The 16,887-nt window shown below is 67.4% G+C and carries 21 protein-coding genes and 1 tRNA gene; 15 read left to right on the top strand and 7 right to left on the bottom strand.

The genetic code is table 11. From position 1 onward, the window contains the following. On the top strand, positions 1-438 hold a 438-nt coding region (locus tag ACE3TU_RS09380), incomplete at its 5' end, for an EAL domain-containing protein (RefSeq protein WP_374623180.1). A 14-nt stretch (positions 439-452) separates the two neighbouring features. On the opposite strand, the gene ACE3TU_RS09375 is transcribed toward ACE3TU_RS09380, so the two are convergent. Beyond that, positions 453-1,880: an FAD-binding oxidoreductase gene (locus tag ACE3TU_RS09375; RefSeq protein WP_374623177.1), complete on the bottom strand. Its 1,428-nt coding sequence runs from the start codon at positions 1,878-1,880 to the stop codon at positions 453-455. A gap of 109 nt (positions 1,881-1,989) precedes the next feature. On the opposite strand from ACE3TU_RS09375, the gene ACE3TU_RS09370 reads away from it, so the two are divergent. The 4 genes from ACE3TU_RS09370 to ACE3TU_RS09355 all read left to right on the top strand — a co-directional run bounded on the left by ACE3TU_RS09370 (position 1,990) and on the right by ACE3TU_RS09355 (position 5,502). Beyond that, complete coding sequence (locus ACE3TU_RS09370) at positions 1,990-2,793, top strand: enoyl-ACP reductase (RefSeq protein WP_374623183.1); 804 nt, start codon at positions 1,990-1,992, stop codon at positions 2,791-2,793. Positions 2,794-2,847: 54 nt separating this feature from the next. Then, positions 2,848-3,474 (top strand): histidine phosphatase family protein, encoded by a 627-nt coding sequence (locus ACE3TU_RS09365; protein ID WP_374623174.1) that lies wholly within the window; start codon positions 2,848-2,850, stop codon positions 3,472-3,474. Positions 3,475-3,654: 180 nt separating this feature from the next. Then, positions 3,655-4,764: a chorismate synthase gene (aroC, locus tag ACE3TU_RS09360; RefSeq protein ID WP_374623171.1), complete on the top strand. Its 1,110-nt coding sequence runs from the start codon at positions 3,655-3,657 to the stop codon at positions 4,762-4,764. Between the two features lie 135 nt (positions 4,765-4,899). After that, positions 4,900-5,502, top strand: coding sequence for a hypothetical protein (locus ACE3TU_RS09355; RefSeq protein WP_374623168.1), 603 nt, complete (start codon positions 4,900-4,902; stop codon positions 5,500-5,502). A 10-nt stretch (positions 5,503-5,512) separates the two neighbouring features. On the opposite strand, the gene ACE3TU_RS09350 is transcribed toward ACE3TU_RS09355, so the two are convergent. The 3 genes from ACE3TU_RS09350 to ACE3TU_RS09340 are packed head-to-tail and all read right to left on the bottom strand — an operon-like array spanning position 5,513 to position 7,473. Further along, a complete protein-coding gene (locus tag ACE3TU_RS09350) occupies positions 5,513-6,265 on the bottom strand; it encodes a TlyA family RNA methyltransferase (RefSeq protein ID WP_374623166.1) in 753 nt (250 codons plus the stop codon). After that, on the bottom strand, positions 6,266-6,514 hold the full coding sequence (locus ACE3TU_RS09345) for an exodeoxyribonuclease VII small subunit (RefSeq protein WP_374623164.1): 249 nt from the start codon (positions 6,512-6,514) through the stop codon (positions 6,266-6,268). Positions 6,515-6,543: 29 nt separating this feature from the next. Continuing rightward, positions 6,544-7,473, bottom strand: a complete 930-nt coding sequence (locus ACE3TU_RS09340) for a histone deacetylase family protein (RefSeq protein ID WP_374623161.1) — start codon at positions 7,471-7,473, stop codon at positions 6,544-6,546. A gap of 62 nt (positions 7,474-7,535) precedes the next feature. On the opposite strand from ACE3TU_RS09340, the gene ACE3TU_RS09335 reads away from it, so the two are divergent. Then, positions 7,536-8,483: an L-threonylcarbamoyladenylate synthase gene (locus tag ACE3TU_RS09335; protein ID WP_374623158.1), complete on the top strand. Its 948-nt coding sequence runs from the start codon at positions 7,536-7,538 to the stop codon at positions 8,481-8,483. Here the strand turns inward: ACE3TU_RS09335 and ACE3TU_RS09330 are convergent. After that, positions 8,462-9,415, bottom strand: coding sequence for a DnaJ C-terminal domain-containing protein (locus ACE3TU_RS09330; RefSeq protein WP_374623155.1), 954 nt, complete (start codon positions 9,413-9,415; stop codon positions 8,462-8,464). The genes ACE3TU_RS09335 and ACE3TU_RS09330 overlap by 22 nt on opposite strands. A gap of 104 nt (positions 9,416-9,519) precedes the next feature. Between ACE3TU_RS09330 and pdxH the strand changes: the two genes are divergently transcribed. Continuing rightward, positions 9,520-10,155, top strand: a complete 636-nt coding sequence (gene pdxH / locus ACE3TU_RS09325) for a pyridoxamine 5'-phosphate oxidase (RefSeq protein WP_374623152.1) — start codon at positions 9,520-9,522, stop codon at positions 10,153-10,155. Positions 10,156-10,263: 108 nt separating this feature from the next. Beyond that, entirely contained in the window at positions 10,264-11,061 is a 798-nt protein-coding gene (locus ACE3TU_RS09320) for a DUF1499 domain-containing protein (protein WP_374623150.1), read from the top strand. A 14-nt stretch (positions 11,062-11,075) separates the two neighbouring features. Here ACE3TU_RS09320 and ACE3TU_RS09315 read toward each other — a convergent pair whose 3' ends face one another. Continuing rightward, positions 11,076-11,996, bottom strand: a complete 921-nt coding sequence (locus ACE3TU_RS09315; protein ID WP_374623148.1) for an MBL fold metallo-hydrolase — start codon at positions 11,994-11,996, stop codon at positions 11,076-11,078. Positions 11,997-12,058: 62 nt separating this feature from the next. Between ACE3TU_RS09315 and ACE3TU_RS09310 the strand changes: the two genes are divergently transcribed. Beyond that, positions 12,059-12,712: a biotin transporter BioY gene (locus tag ACE3TU_RS09310; protein WP_374623145.1), complete on the top strand. Its 654-nt coding sequence runs from the start codon at positions 12,059-12,061 to the stop codon at positions 12,710-12,712. A 104-nt stretch (positions 12,713-12,816) separates the two neighbouring features. Here the strand turns inward: ACE3TU_RS09310 and ACE3TU_RS09305 are convergent. Then, a tRNA-Arg gene (locus tag ACE3TU_RS09305) sits at positions 12,817-12,911 on the bottom strand. Positions 12,912-13,036: 125 nt separating this feature from the next. On the opposite strand from ACE3TU_RS09305, the gene ACE3TU_RS09300 reads away from it, so the two are divergent. The 6 genes from ACE3TU_RS09300 to ACE3TU_RS09275 all read left to right on the top strand — a co-directional run bounded on the left by ACE3TU_RS09300 (position 13,037) and on the right by ACE3TU_RS09275 (position 16,780). Further along, complete coding sequence (locus ACE3TU_RS09300; protein WP_374623142.1) at positions 13,037-14,308, top strand: tyrosine-type recombinase/integrase; 1,272 nt, start codon at positions 13,037-13,039, stop codon at positions 14,306-14,308. 398 nt (positions 14,309-14,706) lie between these two features. Then, positions 14,707-14,943, top strand: coding sequence for a hypothetical protein (locus ACE3TU_RS09295; protein WP_374623140.1), 237 nt, complete (start codon positions 14,707-14,709; stop codon positions 14,941-14,943). Further along, positions 14,940-15,236, top strand: coding sequence for a hypothetical protein (locus ACE3TU_RS09290; protein WP_374623137.1), 297 nt, complete (start codon positions 14,940-14,942; stop codon positions 15,234-15,236). Before ACE3TU_RS09295 ends, ACE3TU_RS09290 begins: the two co-directional genes overlap by 4 nt. Then, entirely contained in the window at positions 15,233-15,418 is a 186-nt protein-coding gene (locus ACE3TU_RS09285) for a hypothetical protein (RefSeq protein ID WP_374623134.1), read from the top strand. The genes ACE3TU_RS09290 and ACE3TU_RS09285 overlap by 4 nt, the downstream gene beginning before the upstream one ends. Beyond that, complete coding sequence (locus tag ACE3TU_RS09280) at positions 15,415-16,314, top strand: hypothetical protein (protein ID WP_374623131.1); 900 nt, start codon at positions 15,415-15,417, stop codon at positions 16,312-16,314. Before ACE3TU_RS09285 ends, ACE3TU_RS09280 begins: the two co-directional genes overlap by 4 nt. A gap of 7 nt (positions 16,315-16,321) precedes the next feature. After that, a complete protein-coding gene (locus tag ACE3TU_RS09275) occupies positions 16,322-16,780 on the top strand; it encodes a phage terminase small subunit P27 family (RefSeq protein WP_374623128.1) in 459 nt (152 codons plus the stop codon). Positions 16,781-16,887: the final 107 nt, after the last annotated feature.

Genomic DNA, 16,887 nt, shown 5'->3' with positions numbered 1-16,887 from the left:
GGCCTGCCGCCCGGGCGGCTCGACATCGAGATCACCGAAAGCGTGCTCGTTGATCGCGGCGGTCGTGTGCTGGAGACCATCTCGGACCTGCGCCGTCACGGCATCGGCATCGCCATCGACGATTTCGGCACCGGATACTCGTCGTTGAGCTACCTCGCCGGCTTTCCGTTCGACAAGCTCAAGATTGACCAGACCTTCACGCGGAACCTGACCGTCGACTCCGCTCAGGCCGCGGTCATCCGCGCCGTCACGGACCTGGCGCAGAGACTGGGTAAACTCACCGTCTGCGAGGGTATCGAGACCGAGCAGCAACGCGACCTGCTGGCGCGGCTGGGCTGCGATATCGGCCAGGGCTTCCTGTTCGGCCGACCCGTGCCCGCTGCCGACATCGTCGCCCTGATCGAGCGCCGGACGACGCCCACCGCAATGGCGGGATAGGCGGCGGGGCCGGGTCAGCCCAATACCTTGCCAGGGTTGAGGATGCCATTGGGATCGAGAGCCTGCTTGATCGCCCGCATCATCTCGAGCGCCACCCCGTCCTTCACTTCGGCGAGCAGCCCGGTCTTGAGCTGCCCGATGCCGTGCTCGGCCGAAACCGAGCCGCCGAGCCGCAGCACAACACCGTAGATGGCGGCATTGGCATCCTTTTCGCGCGCCATGAAGGCCCTGGGGTCGGCGCCTTCGGGCTGGCTGAAGTTGAAGTGGATATTGCCATCGCCCATGTGTCCGAAGGGACAGGGCCGCACACCGGGGATGGCGCGCTCCACGGCCGCGCTCCCTTCGGCGATCAGTTCCGGCACCGCCCCGATCGGCACCGACACGTCGTGCTTGATCGAGGCGCCCTCGCGGCTCTGCACATCGCTCATCTGCTCGCGCGCGGCCCACATTTGGAGACGATCGGCCTCCGACTGGGCGAGCACCGCATCGTCGACGAGTCCGGAGCCGAGTGCCTCCTCGAGGGCACCCTGCAGGGCGCCGGAAATGCCGCCCTTCATGCGGTTGATCTCGCACAGGACATACCAGGGGGAGGGGCTCGGCGTCGGGTCGCGCCTGAGCATGCCGTGCCTAAGCTGCATGTCGATGCCGAGGCGCGGCATCAGCTCGAAGGCGGTGAGCCGCGCCCCCGCCCGCTCCCGCAACAGGCCGAACAGAGCGAATGCCGCTGCCGGATCAACGACACTGACGATCGCCGTCTCCTGCCCCTCGGGCCTAGGAAAGAGCTTCAGCGTCGCCGCGGTGATGAAGCCCAGCGTGCCTTCCGCCCCGACCAGCAGGTCCTTCAGGTCGTAGCCGGTATTGTCCTTCTTGAGCGCGTTGAGGCCCTGGTAGAGCCGACCGTCCGCTAGCACCGCCTCGACGCCCAGCGTCAGCTCGCGCGCATTGCCGAAGGCCAGCACCTGCACGCCGCCCGCATTCGAGCTGAGCACCCCGCCGATCCGCGCCGAACCCTGTGACGCGAGCCAGAGCGGGAACATGGCGCCGGCCGCCTCCGCCACCTGGTGCGCGTGCTCGAGGATCACCCCGGCCTCGAGCGTCATGTGCCCGGCCGCCGCATCGACCGCCCGCACCTTGTCGAGCCGGCGGAGGCTGACGATCACCTGGTCGCCCGAAAGCGGCACCTGCCCGCCCACCAGGCCGGTATTGCCTGACTGCGGGACGAGTTTCACCCGGTGAGCATTGGCCCAGCGGCAGAGCTGCCGCAGCGCGGGAACATCGTTCGGCAGGGCCACCGCTGCCGCCGCGGTGTGAAAGCGCTTGCGCGGTTCAGCGAGGTATCCCGCCATCTCGGCCGGCGTGGCGAGAACCGTGCCACCCTCCCCCAATGCGGCTCGGAGGCCGTCGACGATCTGCACGGGCGTAAGGGTGGTGTCGGTATCCATGGCGCCGAACCTTAGCTGCGCCGCCTTCCGGCGCAAGGGTGAACTTGCCCGCACCCGGGGGCTGTGCGACAAGCGGCGCAAGGCGATTGCGATGCGAAGGGAAGCGACGATGGCGAACGGGCTGATGGCCGGCAAGAAGGGCCTGATCATGGGCGTGGCGAACAACCGCTCGATCGCCTGGGGCATTGCCAAGGCCCTCGCCGACCAGGGTGCCGAGATCGCCTTCTCCTATCAGGGCGAGGCACTGAAAAAGCGCGTCGAGCCGCTCGCCGCAGAGATCGGCGTCACCACGCTGGTCGAATGCGACGTCTCGAACGACGCTGCGATGGACGAGACCTTCCGTGTTCTCAAGCAGAAGTGGGGGACGATGGATTTCCTCGTCCACGCCATCGGCTTTTCCGACAAGAACGAGCTCGAAGGCCGCTATATCGACACCAGCGCCGCCAATTTCGCGCTGACCATGAACATCTCGGTCTATTCGTTCACCGCCGTCGCCAAGCGCGCCGAGGCGATGCTGAACCCCGGCGGCTCGCTGCTCACGCTGACCTACTACGGCGCCGAGAAGTACGTCCCCAACTACAACGTCATGGGCGTCGCCAAGGCCGCGCTCGAGGCCAGCGTGCGCTACCTCGCCGCCGACCTGGGCCGCAACAACATCCGGGTCAACGCCATCTCCGCCGGCGCCATCAAGACGCTTGCCGCCTCCGGCATCTCCGGGCTTCGCACCATGCTGCACTTCCAGGAGAAGGCGGCGCCGCTCAAGCGCAACGTCACCCAGGAAGAGGTCGGCACGGCGGCGCTGTACCTGCTCAGCGACCTGAGCTCCGGCGTCACCGGCCAGATCCAGTATGTCGATTGCGGCTTCAACATCATCGGCATGTATATCGACGACGAGGCCCCGGCAGCCCCCTGAGCCGCAGGAGCCGGGGAAGGGCGACCGAAGGGAAGGTCCCGCGCGGAACCGAACATGACCATCACCTGGCCCGAACTCTACTTCATCCGCCACGGCGAAACCGACTGGAACGCCGAGGGGCGCTACCAGGGCAGCCAGGATATTCCGCTCAATGTCGTTGGTCGCGCCCAGGCAGATCTCAACGGCCGGCTGCTGGAGCGACTGCTGCGCCACGCCGGGCGCACGCCGGACGAGTTCGGCTGGCATGTCTCGCCGCTCGGCCGCACGCTCGAGACCATGGCGCGCATCCGGGCCGCCTTCACCATCCCGCTGCCCGAGGCGGTACCCGACCGGCGGCTGATCGAGGTGTCCTTCGGCATCTACGAGGGGCGCCTGCACACCGAACTCGCCGCCGGGGAGATGGCGATGGCCGGCGAGCGCGATGCGGAGTTCTGGTATTTCCGGCCCCCCTCGGGCGAGAGCTACGAGGATGTCGCGCAGCGCGTCATGAGCTTTGGCGCCGAGTTGACCGGCCCCGCCATCATCGTCGCGCATGGCGGCATCCTGCGCATCCTGAGGCGCCTGATCGAGGATCTTCCCGCCGAGCGGGCTGTGAACTGGTTTCCGCCACAGGACTCGGTGGTGCATTTCGAGGGACGCCAGTCCACCGTTTATCCGGCGGGCCACAGCTGGGATGATTGAGGCCTGCGGGGAGCCGGCGCAAAGCCCGGAAGGGGCGTACATCATACTCCTGCAGGGCGGGGAAGCTTGCGCTCCGCTGCGTCGAGACCTCGTGCGGCCCCGGGCCAGGAGTCGCGAGCGGGCGCGATTGACGCTCCTCCCCGCCCCGCCTAGAACCGCTGCACTCCTCGGGGCGTGCATATGAGCTTCAATACCTTCGGCCACCTGTTCCGCTTCACCACCTGGGGCGAAAGCCACGGGCCGGCCCTCGGCGTCGTGGTGGACGGCTGCCCGCCGGGCATTCCGATTTCGGCCGAGGTCATCCAGCGCGATCTTGATCGCCGCAGGCCCGGCCAGTCGCGTTTCACCACACAGCGGCGAGAGGAGGATCAGGTCCGCATTCTCTCCGGCACCTTCAACGACGAGCGCGACGGACTTCTCAAGACCACCGGCACGCCGATCGCACTCGAGATCGAGAACACCGACCAGCGCTCCAAGGACTATGCCGAGATCAAGGACAAGTACCGGCCCGGCCACGCCGATTTCACCTACCACCAGAAATACGGCATCCGCGACTACAAGGGCTCGGGGCGAGCCTCCGCGCGCGAGACCGCAGCGCGGGTCGCTGCCGGCGCCGTGGCACGCCTGGTGATCCCGCAGGTGACCATCCGGGCGAGCCTGGTCCAGGTTGGCCCGCACAGGATCAACTACGCCAATTTCGACTGGAACCAGGTCGACCAGAACCCGTTCTTTTGCGCCGATCCGATCGCCGCGCAGGGCTGGGAGCACTATCTCGACACCATCCGCAAGGACGGAAACTCCGTAGGCGCCATCATCGAGGTGGTTGCCGAAGGCGTGCCACCAGGCTGGGGGGCCCCGATCTACGGCAAGCTTTCGGCCGACCTTGCCTCGGCGATGATGTCGATCAACGCCGTCAAGGGCGTCGAGATCGGCGAGGGCATGGCCGCCGCCGCTCTCACCGGCACCGAGAATGCCGACGAGATGCGGGCCGGGAACGCCGGCCCGACCTTCAAGTCCAACCATGCCGGCGGCATCCTGGGCGGCATATCCAATGGCGACCCGATCGTCGTCCGCTTCGCCGTCAAGCCGACCTCCTCGATCATCACGCCGCGCCTGACGGTGACCACGCAGAACCAGGATACCGAGGTGATCACCAAGGGCCGGCACGACCCCTGCGTCGGCATCCGCGCCGTGCCGATCGGCGAAGCGATGATGGCCTGCGTGCTCGCCGACCACTTTCTGCGCCACCGCGGCCAGACCGGTCGCGACGGCGGTGTCGGTCACTCCTGAATCAGGCTGAACGAAACCTCTACGCCGCCATGCGCCATTGCACGGATTGACGGAGCTACGGCGCTTGCGTCATTTCGGCGCCATCGCAGTCCCCAAGGCGCGCACCATCGCCGCCTCTTTGATGGGGGTTTGGTCATGCTGTCTCACTGTCGCGCCTATCTCATCGCGCCGTCGGTTACCGAATGCCGGACGCTCGCCAGCCTCGCCGCCCGCAGCGGTTTCCGCGTCGTCCACAGTGCCTTCGATACGGCCGCCGAGGATCCCGAACTGCCGGTGACCTACTTCTTTCTGCACTACCACCTGAGCGACGCTGCCATGCAGCAGGTCATCGCCCAGGTCCGCGGCCTTCCCGATCCGGGCCAGCGCCTGTCGCCAGTGATCCTGATCATCGATGACTGCACCGTCGAGGTGCTGCTCAAGTACATCGACTTCGGCTTCGATGATGTGATCAGCCTGCCCGAGAAACGCGAGGTGCTGGAGGCCCGCCTCGCCGCCCAGCTCAACGCCGAGCAGGTTTACTACCAGACGCCCGACTACCTCGGCCCCGACCGCCGCCGCATGGAATTGCCGCACCACACCGACCAGCGTCGCGCCAACCTCAGCCCGCACATGCGGATGGTCATCCGGCGCGACCCGGTCCGCGGCACCTCGGTGCTGCAGCGCCAGCTGGTCGGACAGGCCCTGAAGCGACCACCGGAGTACTTCGGCGGTCAGTCAGGTACCCGCTTCGCGGGGTGAGCGGCTGCAGTCACCGTCCATCCCCTGGCGTTCGCCGGAAGGCGGCGACCACCTCGCGGTTTCCGTCGCCGCCGGCAATCGGCGACGCGAGGGTCGACAGCTCCGTCCATCCCGCGGCAGCGAAGTATCCGACCACTGCGGCCACTGCGCGGGCGATGGCGGCCGGGTCGGTGACGAGGCCTCCCTTGCCCACATGCTCGCGGCCGACCTCGAACTGCGGCTTGACGAGGATCACGGCCTCGGCCGGGGTGGTGCACAGGCGCAGCGGCGCGTCCAGCACCTTGAGCACCGAGACAAAGCTCAGGTCCGACACGAGCAGCTCGATCGGCTCGGGCACGAGGTCGGCGTCGAGGTCGCGTCCGTTGACGCCTTCGAGGCAGGTGACCCGCATGTCCGACCGAAGCGTAGGGTGCAACTGGTCGTGGCCGACATCCACCGCGTAGACACGCCGCGCCCCGCGCTCGAGCAGCACCTGAGTGAAGCCGCCGGTCGAGGCGCCGAGATCGAGGCAGGTCTTGCCGTGCGGGTCGATCCCCGCCGCGTCGAGCCCGGCGATCAGCTTGAGCGCCGCACGCGACACGTAACGGGCCGCCGGGTCGTCGAGCTGGATCCGGTCGCTGTCGGCAACCGGCTGATGCGGCCGCGTGGCCACCACCCCGTTCACCGTCACGGTGCCGCGCTTCACCGCATCGCGGGCCCGCGCCCGGCTCGGCAGCAGGCCGCGCTGCTCGATCGCCTGGTCAAGGCGGGTGCGGTCGGCCACCTACTGGGGGTCGAGCGGCTCGGTGCCGACCGCCTGGCCGCCGCGCAGCGTGATCTTCTCGATCTTCATCTCGGCTTCCTTGAGCAGCGCCTCGCAATGCGACTTGAGGGCGTCGCCGCGTTCATAGATGGCGATCGATTCGGCCAGCGGCGCCTGCCCGCTCTCGAGCTTCTGGACAATCGCCTCCAGTTCCTTGAGCGCCGCCTCGAAGCTCATCGCCCTGATGTCGTCGACGCTGGAATCGGCCATTTCGATGCTCCTCGGCAGGGAGCCTGTTGCTAGCCTGCGGCCATCAACATTTCAACATGGGCGGTGGCGCCGGTGGCAAGGCCCTGCCGGTCGTAGCCGCCCTCGAGCATCGACACCACGCGGCCGTCGCAGCAGCCGGCCGCAACCTCGAGCAGCCGCCCGGTCAGCCAGCCGAAATCCTCCGGCTTCCAGTTGAGCCCGGCCAGCGGATCGCGGTAGTCGGCATCGAAGCCGGCCGAGATCAGCAGGAAGTCGGGCCGGAAGGCCTCCAGCTGCGGCAGGATCGCACTCTCGTAGGCCTCGCGCATCGCCTCCCCGCCACTGCCGGCGCCGAGCCCGACATTGCAGATGTTGCCCACCCCGGTGAAATTGGGCGATCCGGTGCCCGGATAGAGCGGCATCTGGTGGCTCGAGCCATAGAACACGCTGGGATCGGCCTTGAAGATGTCCTCGGTGCCATTGCCGTGGTGCACGTCGAAATCGATGATCGCCACCCGCTCGGCGCCGAGCTTCCTCTGTGCCACCCGAGCGAGAATGGCGATCGTGTTGATCAGGCAGAATCCCATCGGTCGAGCGATCTCGGCGTGGTGGCCGGGGGGACGAACAGCACAGAAGGCGTTGCGAACCTCCCCCAGGGCAACCGCGTCGAGCGCGGCGAGGCCGGCACCGAGCGCCGTCGCGGCCGCTTCCAGCGAGTGGGCGGAAATAAACGTATCCTCGTCGATCCTTCCGATACCTTCCGCCGGCCGGGCTCGGCTGAGGCCGGCAAGGTAGCCCTCGTCGTGCACCAGCCGGGCCAGACTGAGGTCGCCCTCGGGGGCGTCGCGCCGCACCAGGCGGTCGAAGCGCGGCGCCGCAAGGGCGTTTTCCACCGCCCGGATGCGGTCGGCGCGCTCGGGATGCCCCGTCGGCGTCTGGTGGCTGTCGAAATTGCGCTGCGAAACTAGGAGCGTGGCCATCGGGGTTGCCAATCGTTTGGTCCAGCTTGACGGTGTGGCCTACGCCTTGTCAAACGGGGAGCATGACAGGACCCAAGCATTCGCGTTCAGAGATAGAGCAATTGGGAGCGCTGCTGCGAGCCGGCAAGCTCGTCGCATTTCCCACCGAGACCGTCTACGGCCTTGGGGCCGATGCGACGAATTCCGATGCGGTGCTTGGCATCTACGAGACCAAGGGCCGGCCGCGGTTCAATCCGCTCATCGTGCACGTCGCCGATCTCGAGATGGCCGAGCACCACGTGGTCTTCACCCCGACCGCCCGTCGCCTTGCCACCCTCTGGCCCGGGCCGCTGACGCTCGTGCTGGAACGTCGGCCGGAGGCCGGCCTCAGCGATATCGTCTCTGCCGGGCTCGACACTGTGGGGATCCGCGTTCCCGACCACGAACTGGCCCTTGCGCTGATCCGCGCCGCAGGTCGGCCGCTTGCTGCCCCCTCGGCAAACCCCTCCGGTCGCCTTTCGCCCACCACCGCAGCGCAGGTCGTCGAGGCCTTCGGGGGTCGTGTTCCGGTGCTCGATGGCGGCCCCTGTGCGGCCGGTGTCGAGTCCACCATTGTCGCCGTTACCGGCGACATCGTGACGCAACTGCGGGCCGGCGCCCTGCCACGCGAAACGATCGCCGCTCATCTCGGCCGGCCCGTCGCGGTCGCACGGCCTGGTGGGCCGATCACCGCGCCCGGCATGCTGGTCAGCCACTATGCGCCCCGTGCCAGGCTGCGCATCGACGCGGAGGCTGCCGAACCCGGCGAAGCCTATCTGGGCTTCGGCACCCGCGACGGCACCCTCAACCTCTCCCCCTCGGGCGACCTGCACGAAGCGGCCCGCAACCTGTTCTCCATGCTGCATCAGCTTGACGGCAAGGCCGAGCGGATCGCCGTCGCTCCCGTCCCGCGCCATGGGCTGGGCGAGGCGATCAACGATCGCCTGCAGCGCGCCGCCGCGCCGCGTAATCAGCTGTCGCGCACCTTGTAGGGCTTCTGGTCGCGCCAGAACCGCATCAGGCTCTCGAGGTCGGGATCTCCCGCCTCGGGCAAGACGATCCTGAGGCCGACATAGATGTCGCCCGCCCCGTGCAGGCCCTTTCCCTTCAGTCGCAGGGCCTTCGAGCTATTGACGCCAGCCGGCAGGTTGAGTTCGGCGCTGCCCTCCAGCGTCGGCACCCGCACCTTGCCGCCGAGCACGGCCTCGTAGAGCGTGATCGGCACCTCGACCCTGAGATCGGCGCCATCGCGACGGAACTGCTTGTGCCGCTCGAACTTCACCGTGACATGCGCATCGCCGGCCTCGCCGCCCAGCGGAGATGGCAGCCCCTGACCCTTGAGCCGGATCTGCTGGCCATCCTCCACCTTGTCCGGCAGCTTGACGTTCAGTACCTTGCCGTTCGGCAGGCGCAGCGGCACGCTGGCGCCGGCATGAGCCTGCTCGAGGCTGACCGCTGCGGTGAGCGTCACGTCCTCGCCGCGCAGGTTCTGCGACCGCCCGGGCTGGAAGCCGCCAGACGAGGACGCGGTGAACGGATCCCAGCCGGCGCCCCCCGGGCCGCGGCCGGTGCCGGCGCCGCGCGGCTGCCCGCCGAAGCCGGACATGAACTCCTTGAGGATGTCCTCGGCAGAGAACCCGCTGCCCCCGGCGGCGCCGCGCGCGCCTCCGCCCGCCCCACGTCCGAAGCCGGCGAAGCGCGGGTTGCCGTCCGCGTCGATCTCGCCGCGGTCGTATGCGCCACGCTTGTCCTTGTCGGTCAGGAAGTCGTAGGCCGACGAGATCTCGGCGAACCTGACGTGGGCCTTGGGGTCGTCCTTGTTCTGGTCCGGGTGGTGCGCCTTGGCCAGCTTGCGATAAGCGGTCTTGAGGTCTTTCTCGCTCACGGACTTGGGCACCCCGAGCACGGTATACGGATCGCGCATGGGTTCCTTCTGCTTGCCGGAAGAATTGCCTTTGGGCCCGGCACCATCCTATATGGCGACGCGCCACCGGCTTGTCCAGATCGGCGCGAAAGGGCTGGTTTTCAATGACTGCGACGACGCTTTCCGATCGCCTGTTCGATGACTCCGACGCCGCGCCGATCGATCCCATATCGCTGTTCGAGGAGTGGTTCGCCCTCGCCCAGCAGTCCGAGCCGAACGATCCCCATGCCATGGCCCTCGCCTCGGTCGACCAGGACGGCCTGCCGGACGTGCGCATGGTCTTGCTCAATGCCCGCGACGCCCGCGGCTACTGCTTCTTCACCAATTTCGAAAGCGACAAGGGCCGCCAGTTGCTGGCCCACCCCAAGGCCGCCTTCGTCCTCCACTGGAAGTCGCTGCGCCGCCAGATCCGGGTGCGCGGCCCCGTCGAGACCGTTGCCGACGGCGAGGCCGATGCCTATTTCGCCACCCGGGCTCGCGTCAGCCAGATTGGCGCCCACGCATCGCGCCAGTCGCGGCCGCTCGCCAACCGCTATGCCCTGCTCGAGCGGGTCGAGACGCTCGGCACCAGTTTCGGCGAGGGCGAGCCGGTAACCCGTCCCGCGAACTGGTCGGGCTTCAGGGTGGTCCCCCTGGTGATGGAGTTCTGGAAGGACGGCGCCAACCGCCTGCACGACCGCGTGCGTTTCTCCCGGGTGTCGGCCGGCGGCGCCTGGAGCCGGCAGCGGCTCTATCCCTGAGACGCCGCCGGCGGTCACCGGGTCGTGGCCCGGACCGCCGACGCGACCATTGACGTGGGGCTCCCGGGCCGGGCACGGGAGGAACTCGAACCGGGGCGACTGCTGCCGATGCGCATTCTCATCCGCACCTCGAAATGGGCGATCTGGTCGCGCCGCTTCGGCAGCCTGGCGCTGCCCCTGACCGTCCTGCCGGTCTTCCTGCATCGGGAGCAATACATTGCCAGCGCCGATTTCGTGATCATGGAGGCGGTGGCCGCAGGCGTGGCGGGGCTGGCGCTGTTTGCCGCCGTCGGCGCCTTTGGGCGCCTCTGGGTCACCGGCGATCGCGGCTGGGGCAGGGCGGTCTCCGGCCTGCTGCTGGCGCTGGTCTGCCTCGCCCCGTTCGGCTACCTCGCCGTCGAGGCGATGCGCTACCCGCTCGTCAGCGAAGTCGCCACCGACTATGCCGACCCCCTGCCACTGCTATCGCCGCTGCGGGTGACGCCGACCGGGCCCGAATTGCAGGGGCGGATTCTATCGATCTTCCCCAATGCGACCAGGCGAAGCTACCCGGTCGAGGCCACCGAGATGTTCGAGGTGGTGGCCGGGCTTGCCGAGGCGCGTGGCTGGCAGGTCCGCACCCGGCGAGCACCCACCACTTCGCTGGAGACTGGTCAGCTCAACGTCATCGCCACCAGCCTGTTCGGCTGGCGCGACGAGGTTGCGCTGCGGGTGACCGGCACTGTCGAGGGCTCGACCGTCGACATGCGCTCGGTGCCCCTGGCGAGCCTGCATGACTTCGGCGAGAGCGGCCGTCGCGTCGAGGAATTCCTGCTTGCCCTCGACCAGCAGGTCACGCTGCTGCTGCGCAACGCGCCGCTCGCCGCATCCGCGGGCGAGGCGGGCGAGGATGGCGCCGTCGAGTAGGGCTTCGGCGGGAGCTAGCCGGCGGGGTGGATCGCCGCCCCGAGCGGCGCCCAGACGACGGCCAGCCGGTTCCGGTCGGCAAGGTACTCGACATGGGCAGCGAGCGTCATTCTGGCCGCCGGCTGCACGGCGAGCGGCAGGCCCGGATATACGACACGCAGCAGTTCGCCGATGCTGCGCGCACCGGCGTCCACTGCCGCGACGATCTGCGCATTGCGGTGCTCACGATGCGCCAGCAGCGCCCTAGCATATCCGCGGCCGTCGCCGATCGTGCCGCCATGCGCCGGCAGATAACGCGTGGCGGGGTGGGCGATGACCTTTTCGAGCGAAGCGAGGTAATCGGCCATCGATCCGTCCGGCACCGATACCAGCGTCGAGTTCCAGCCCATGACGTGGTCGCCGGTCAGCAGCCAGTCCTCCCCCACGAGCGCGAAGGCCAGGTGGTTGGCGCAGTGGCCCGGCGTCGAGATAACGCGCAGCGCTTGGCCGCCGACGCCGATCTCGTCGCCATCCACAAGCGTCCGGTCGGGCCGCAACTGCCAGTCGCAGTCGGTGGCGAGCGGGTTGAGTTCGAGCGGCCGCGCCGGCCGGCTCAGCCGGTGCGGCCCGCCGAACCAGAGCGGCGCTCGCGTCGCCGCCTGTAGCCTGGGCGCCAGCGCCGAATGGTCACGATGCGTGTGGGTGAGGAGGATGGCCCGCACCGGCCGGTGCCCGATCGCGGCGAGCAGCGCCTCGAAATGCCTGTCGTCGTCCGGCCCCGGATCGACGACGATCAGTTCCTCTCCCCCGATGAGGAAGCTGTTGGTGCCACGAAACGTGTAGGGTCCGGCATTGGGTGCGGTCAGCCGCTCTAGGCCCGCCGCAGCCGGCTCCACCCGACCCGAGCTAGGCGGAAAGTCGGTGTCGAACACCAGTGTTGGCCCCGGCGCTGCCATTGCGCTCTCCACAGCGACGGACTAGAACGGCCATACATGCTCCGCGCGATGAAGGATTGGCAATGGCCTCGACCCTGACCACCCCCAACACCGTTCTCGGCGTGCTGGCGCCCCGGTCCGGCACGGCTCGGCTGGTGACCAATCTCGCCACCGTCGTGCTCGGCTCGCTGCTGCTGGCGCTGTCGGCGCAGGTCAAGGTGCCGGTGATGCCCATTCCGGTGACGCTGCAGACGCTCGCGGTCGCCGCGTTGGCCGCCGGGTTCGGCTGGCGCATCGGCGTCGCAACCGTTGCGCTCTATATCGCCGAAGGCCTCTCCGGCCTGCCGGTCTTTGCCAATGGCGGCGGCCTCGGCTACCTGTCCTCGCCGTCCTTCGGATTCATCCTGGGCTACCTGCCGATGGCCTTCATCATCGGCAGGGCGGCCGATGCCGGCGCCTCCGGTCGTCTGTTCGCCTTGTTCATCGCCATGCTGATCGGAGACGCCGTGCTGTTCGCCTTCGGTTTCGGCTGGCTGCTGGTGGTTGCCAATGCCATCGTCCAGTCCGGTGCCGACCTGCCGGCCTGGCTGAGCGGCGGCGATCTCGTGACCGTCGCCTTCGAGGGTGCCGTCCGTCCCTTCGTTCTGTGGGACGTGCTGAAGATGGCCTTTGCCGCCTTCACCGTCGCCGGTGTCTGGCACCTGCTGCCACGCAAGGGCTCCGATCAGCCGCGCTGAGGCCGGCTCGAGCCACGGGTCGGTCCCCGCGCGGACCGGCCCGGTCGACGTCGCGTGATCAGGCGGCCCGATAGGTCAATCCGCGGGACTTCACGATAGAAGATTGGCGCACCCGACAGAATTCGAATCTGTGACCTCTGCCTTCGGAGGGCTGCCGTTCGCTGTTTTCCAGACATGTCGCGAGTTGGCTGAACGTCGCTATCCAACGGTAATATCGAAGAGAATTGATCTAGCGAGGTTGCTCGTACCTTCTGGACTCTTCCCTTGTTTCCGCTTTTGTGGTGAGTTTCTGGTGAGTTCTGCTGCTGCACGGGAAGTTCGGAAATGCCCCGCCTTACGAAATCCGTGGTGGACGCCGCAGAAGTGCGCGACCGTCAATACACGGTGTGGTGCAGCGATCTGAAGGGCTTCGGCATCTACATCAACCCGGCCGGTGGGCGCACTTACTTCGTCGACTACAGGCCGGCCGAAGGGGGGCGCCGCCGAATGACCATTGGGCGGCACGGTGCAATCACTGCGGACCAGGCGCGCAAACTCGCAATCGAGACCCTCGGGACGGTGGTGCTGCAGAAGGAGGATCCTCTGCTCGAGCGCCGTACGCGACGCAAGAGCATGACCGTGACAGAGCTTTGCGACAACTACCTCAGCGCTGCTGAAGCCGGCCTCATCATCGGGAAAGGTGGGCGCCCGAAGAAGTCGTCGACCCTCGCGACGGACCGGGGCAGGGTGGAGCGCCACATCAAACCTCTCCTTGGCCGAAGGCTCGTCATCGACTTGACGCCGGCGGACGTGTCCCGTTTCGTCCGGGACGTTGCGTCGGGCAAGACCGCGACCACAGTGAAGACCGAAAAACTCCGCGGGAAGGCGATTGTCGAAGGAGGTCCCGGCGCCGCGGCCCGTACCACCGGCTTGCTGGGAGGCATTCTGAGCTTCGCCATCGTCGAGGGTGTCATCAGTACCAACCCGGCGCGTGGGGTCAAACGACCGGCGGATCGCAAGAGGTCCCGGCGGCTGGCACCCGCCGAATATCGGGCCCTGGGAAAAGCCCTTGAGGCGGCAGAAGCGGAGCACTGGCAGGCACGGGCGGGGATCAGGCTCATCGCCCTGACCGGCTGCAGGCTCTCCGAGATCGCCCGCCTGCGCTGGTCCGAGATCGATACACCTGCAAGCGCGATACGTCTGGGCGACAGCAAGACCGGAGCCTCCGTTCGACCCCTGACGCGCCCGGTTCAGGAGTTGCTGACGTCGCTGCCGCGGATCGATGGCTCGCCCTGGGTGTTGCCAGGGATTCGCAGTCCACAGGCCCAGCCATACGGCGGCCTCGACAACGCCGTCGACCGGTTTGCCGTCAAGGCTGGCCTCCCCGATCTCACGGCCCACGTCCTTCGACACTCGTTCGCTTCGGTAGGCGGCGACCTCGACTTCTCTGACTCGACCATCGGCGCCATCATCGGACACGCCAGCCACGGCATCACCGGCAGGTACGTGCACCGCCTGGACAGCGTCCTTCTGGCTGCCGCGAACCGTATTGCCGGCGAAGTAGCACGCCAGATAGCGCCAGAGGCGGATGCTGTGGTCATCCCCTTGCGGGCCTAGTGCGCGAGATTGCCCGACCGCGCGGCCCATCGCTTGATCTTGCGGATCAACGCGCCTTCTGCGTATGTTTCCGCGCAGGACGCGTCGTTGTTCAGTGCGGAACCATCTCGCCGGACGACCCCAGGAGAGGAATCCCCTCATCCGCGACGGGTTTTTTTGCTAAGTTTTCGGTTAACTGACTGACTTCGGACGCGAGGCGACGGCCTTTTGGCTGATCGCCAGCGACGGGCTGTTGCCAATCCGACAGCCCTCGATCGTGTCGCAGTCGCGCACTCCCTACCCCCTTCAGCCCAGCTCATCATCGATGGTGTCACCATCGGCGATCGCCCTCCCATGCGCGCGACCTGCGACTTTCCCACCACCGCTCGCAGCAGCGAGCCTCATGAAGGACGAGAAACATGACGACCCTACCTCCTCGCATCCGTCGCAACGACGTGCCCGCTTACCTGCGCGCGACCTTCGGCATCGAAATCGCGCCGGCGACGCTGGCGAAATATGCGTGTCTCGGCGGCGGACCGGCCCTGGTCTACTTCGGCCGGGTTCCCCTCTACGAGCTCTCGGCGCTCAACGAGTGGGCAGAGGCTCGGCTCGGCGCACGCGTCCAGTCGACGAGCGATCGGGAAGCCGCATCATGATCGACCACCCAGGGGGCGGTGCCAACGCCATGGCGGAGTCGCACCGTCGTGCGGCGCGACTGCTCGCGACCATGGCGTTCGCCGAACACACCGGATCTGGCGATCGGTCGCCGTTCCAATCGGAGGCGCGCGTGTTTGAGATGGCCGAAGCCGTCACGGCCGATGCACTTGCGAAGTGCCTTCGTGATGAGGGGATGTGTCTGCCCGCCGACGTGATCGAGACGGTGAGGCGAGACGCCGTGCTGGCCTTCCGCGATCGCTGGGAAGAACTCAAACGACTGGTGCCTCAATGACCACGGCCGCCGCAGCTGAGCGGCAATCGGAGAGCCGCAATCGACCTTCTCTGGTCATCCCGCGCGATTCCGCCTTCGAGGCCCATGCGGCAGGCCGCTACCTCGGGAAGTACCTCACATATGACGATGCGGCGCGGGCCATCGCCGCCGCGAACCGCGACTTGGAGGCATCGTCACGATGAGCCGCATTCGATCCATCCATCCTGGGCTGTGGACCGACGATGGTTTCATGGCCCTGACACCGCTCGCGCGGCTGCTGGCAATCGGTTTGTGGAACGAGGCCTACGATGACGGGGTTTTTGTCTGGAAGCCGCTAACGTTGAAGGCCCGAATCTTCCCGGCCGATGCAGTGGACGTGCCAGCGCTCCTCGAGGAGCTGCTGGCCGGCAACTTCATCAAAAAGACCTCGCACGATGATCGTCCAATCGGCCTAATTCGCAACTTCCGGGTCTATCAGAGGCCGAAGAAGCCCAACTCGTCCGGCATGCTTTCCGAACTCGACGCCGAATACGTGGGGCTGGTTCCCCACCAGTTCCCCACTGGTTCGGAAAACTCTCCGCAGATGGAGGAGGGAGGAGGAAGGGGGGAAGAGGAAAAGGACGATAATGAACCGCGCGCGCCACTCCTGGATCCCGCGCCCGCGCTGTTCGACGAAGTCTGGCTGGCCTTCCCCCGGAACCCAACTAGCTCCGAAGCTAGAGCGCGCCAGCAGTTCGAAACGCTGGGCCCGCAGGAACAGCGCGCGCTGCTGCCTGCCGCAAAAGACTTCTCTTCGTGGTTCGAAAAGGACCGCGAAGCTCGCCAGAGGTCCCCTGAGGACGCCCAGCGATTTGCGCCTCACCTGTCGACCTGGATCGCAACTGGTCAATGGAAGGAGCCCCCGCCGGGCACCGGCCGCGAGCCGCGGGCCGACCTGGTCGTGCTCACTGCCGGCGATCCCGACTTCGTCGCCGTTGAGGCTTTGCGCGGCAGGAAGCTCTTCGTCGGATCACCACTGGGCCGCGTGACCCTGGAGCGCACCGAGGTCGAGCGCGCGAGGCGGCACGCGCTGACGGAGGCCGGCGATGGCGCGCGGTAGGAAACCATTGCCCACCCACCTCAAGCTCATAGCCGGCACGGCGAAAAAGGCCCGCCTGAACGCCCGCGAGCCGCGGCCGGCGATCGCGCGCCCCGAGCCACCGCCTGAGCTCAGCGACGACGCGAAGGCCGAATGGGACCGGGTCGTCGAAGAGCTGTTCCGCCTCGGCATCGTCACAAATCTCGACCGAGGGATTCTGGCCGCATATTGCCAGGCGCATGGCCGCTGGATACAGGCCGAACGCACCCTCGCCAAGATGGCGAAGATGGACGACAGCACCGGCGCCCTGATGATCAAGACACAGGGCGGCAACACCATCCAGAACCCCATCGTCGGAATCGCCAACAAAGCGATGGCCGACATGGCGCGCTACGCGGCCGAGCTAGGCCTGACGCCATCATCGAGGGGGCGCGTACAGGCCAGACCACCCGAGGGCGAAGACCCGGGCTCGAAGTACGGGATCTGAGCGAGGCTGCTGGACCCCCCCGGTTCGAATTTCGGCATTTCGCATGGAAACCCCCCAGACGATGGCCGCCCCATAGTGCCCTGGACAAATAAACCCCCTACCCCCCG

This window comes from Devosia sp., from assembly GCF_041917035.1.
Taxonomy (GTDB): domain Bacteria; phylum Pseudomonadota; class Alphaproteobacteria; order Rhizobiales; family Devosiaceae; genus Devosia_A.
Note: the sequence above shows the minus strand (reverse complement) of the source record. Positions and strands in the feature narration are given on the sequence as shown.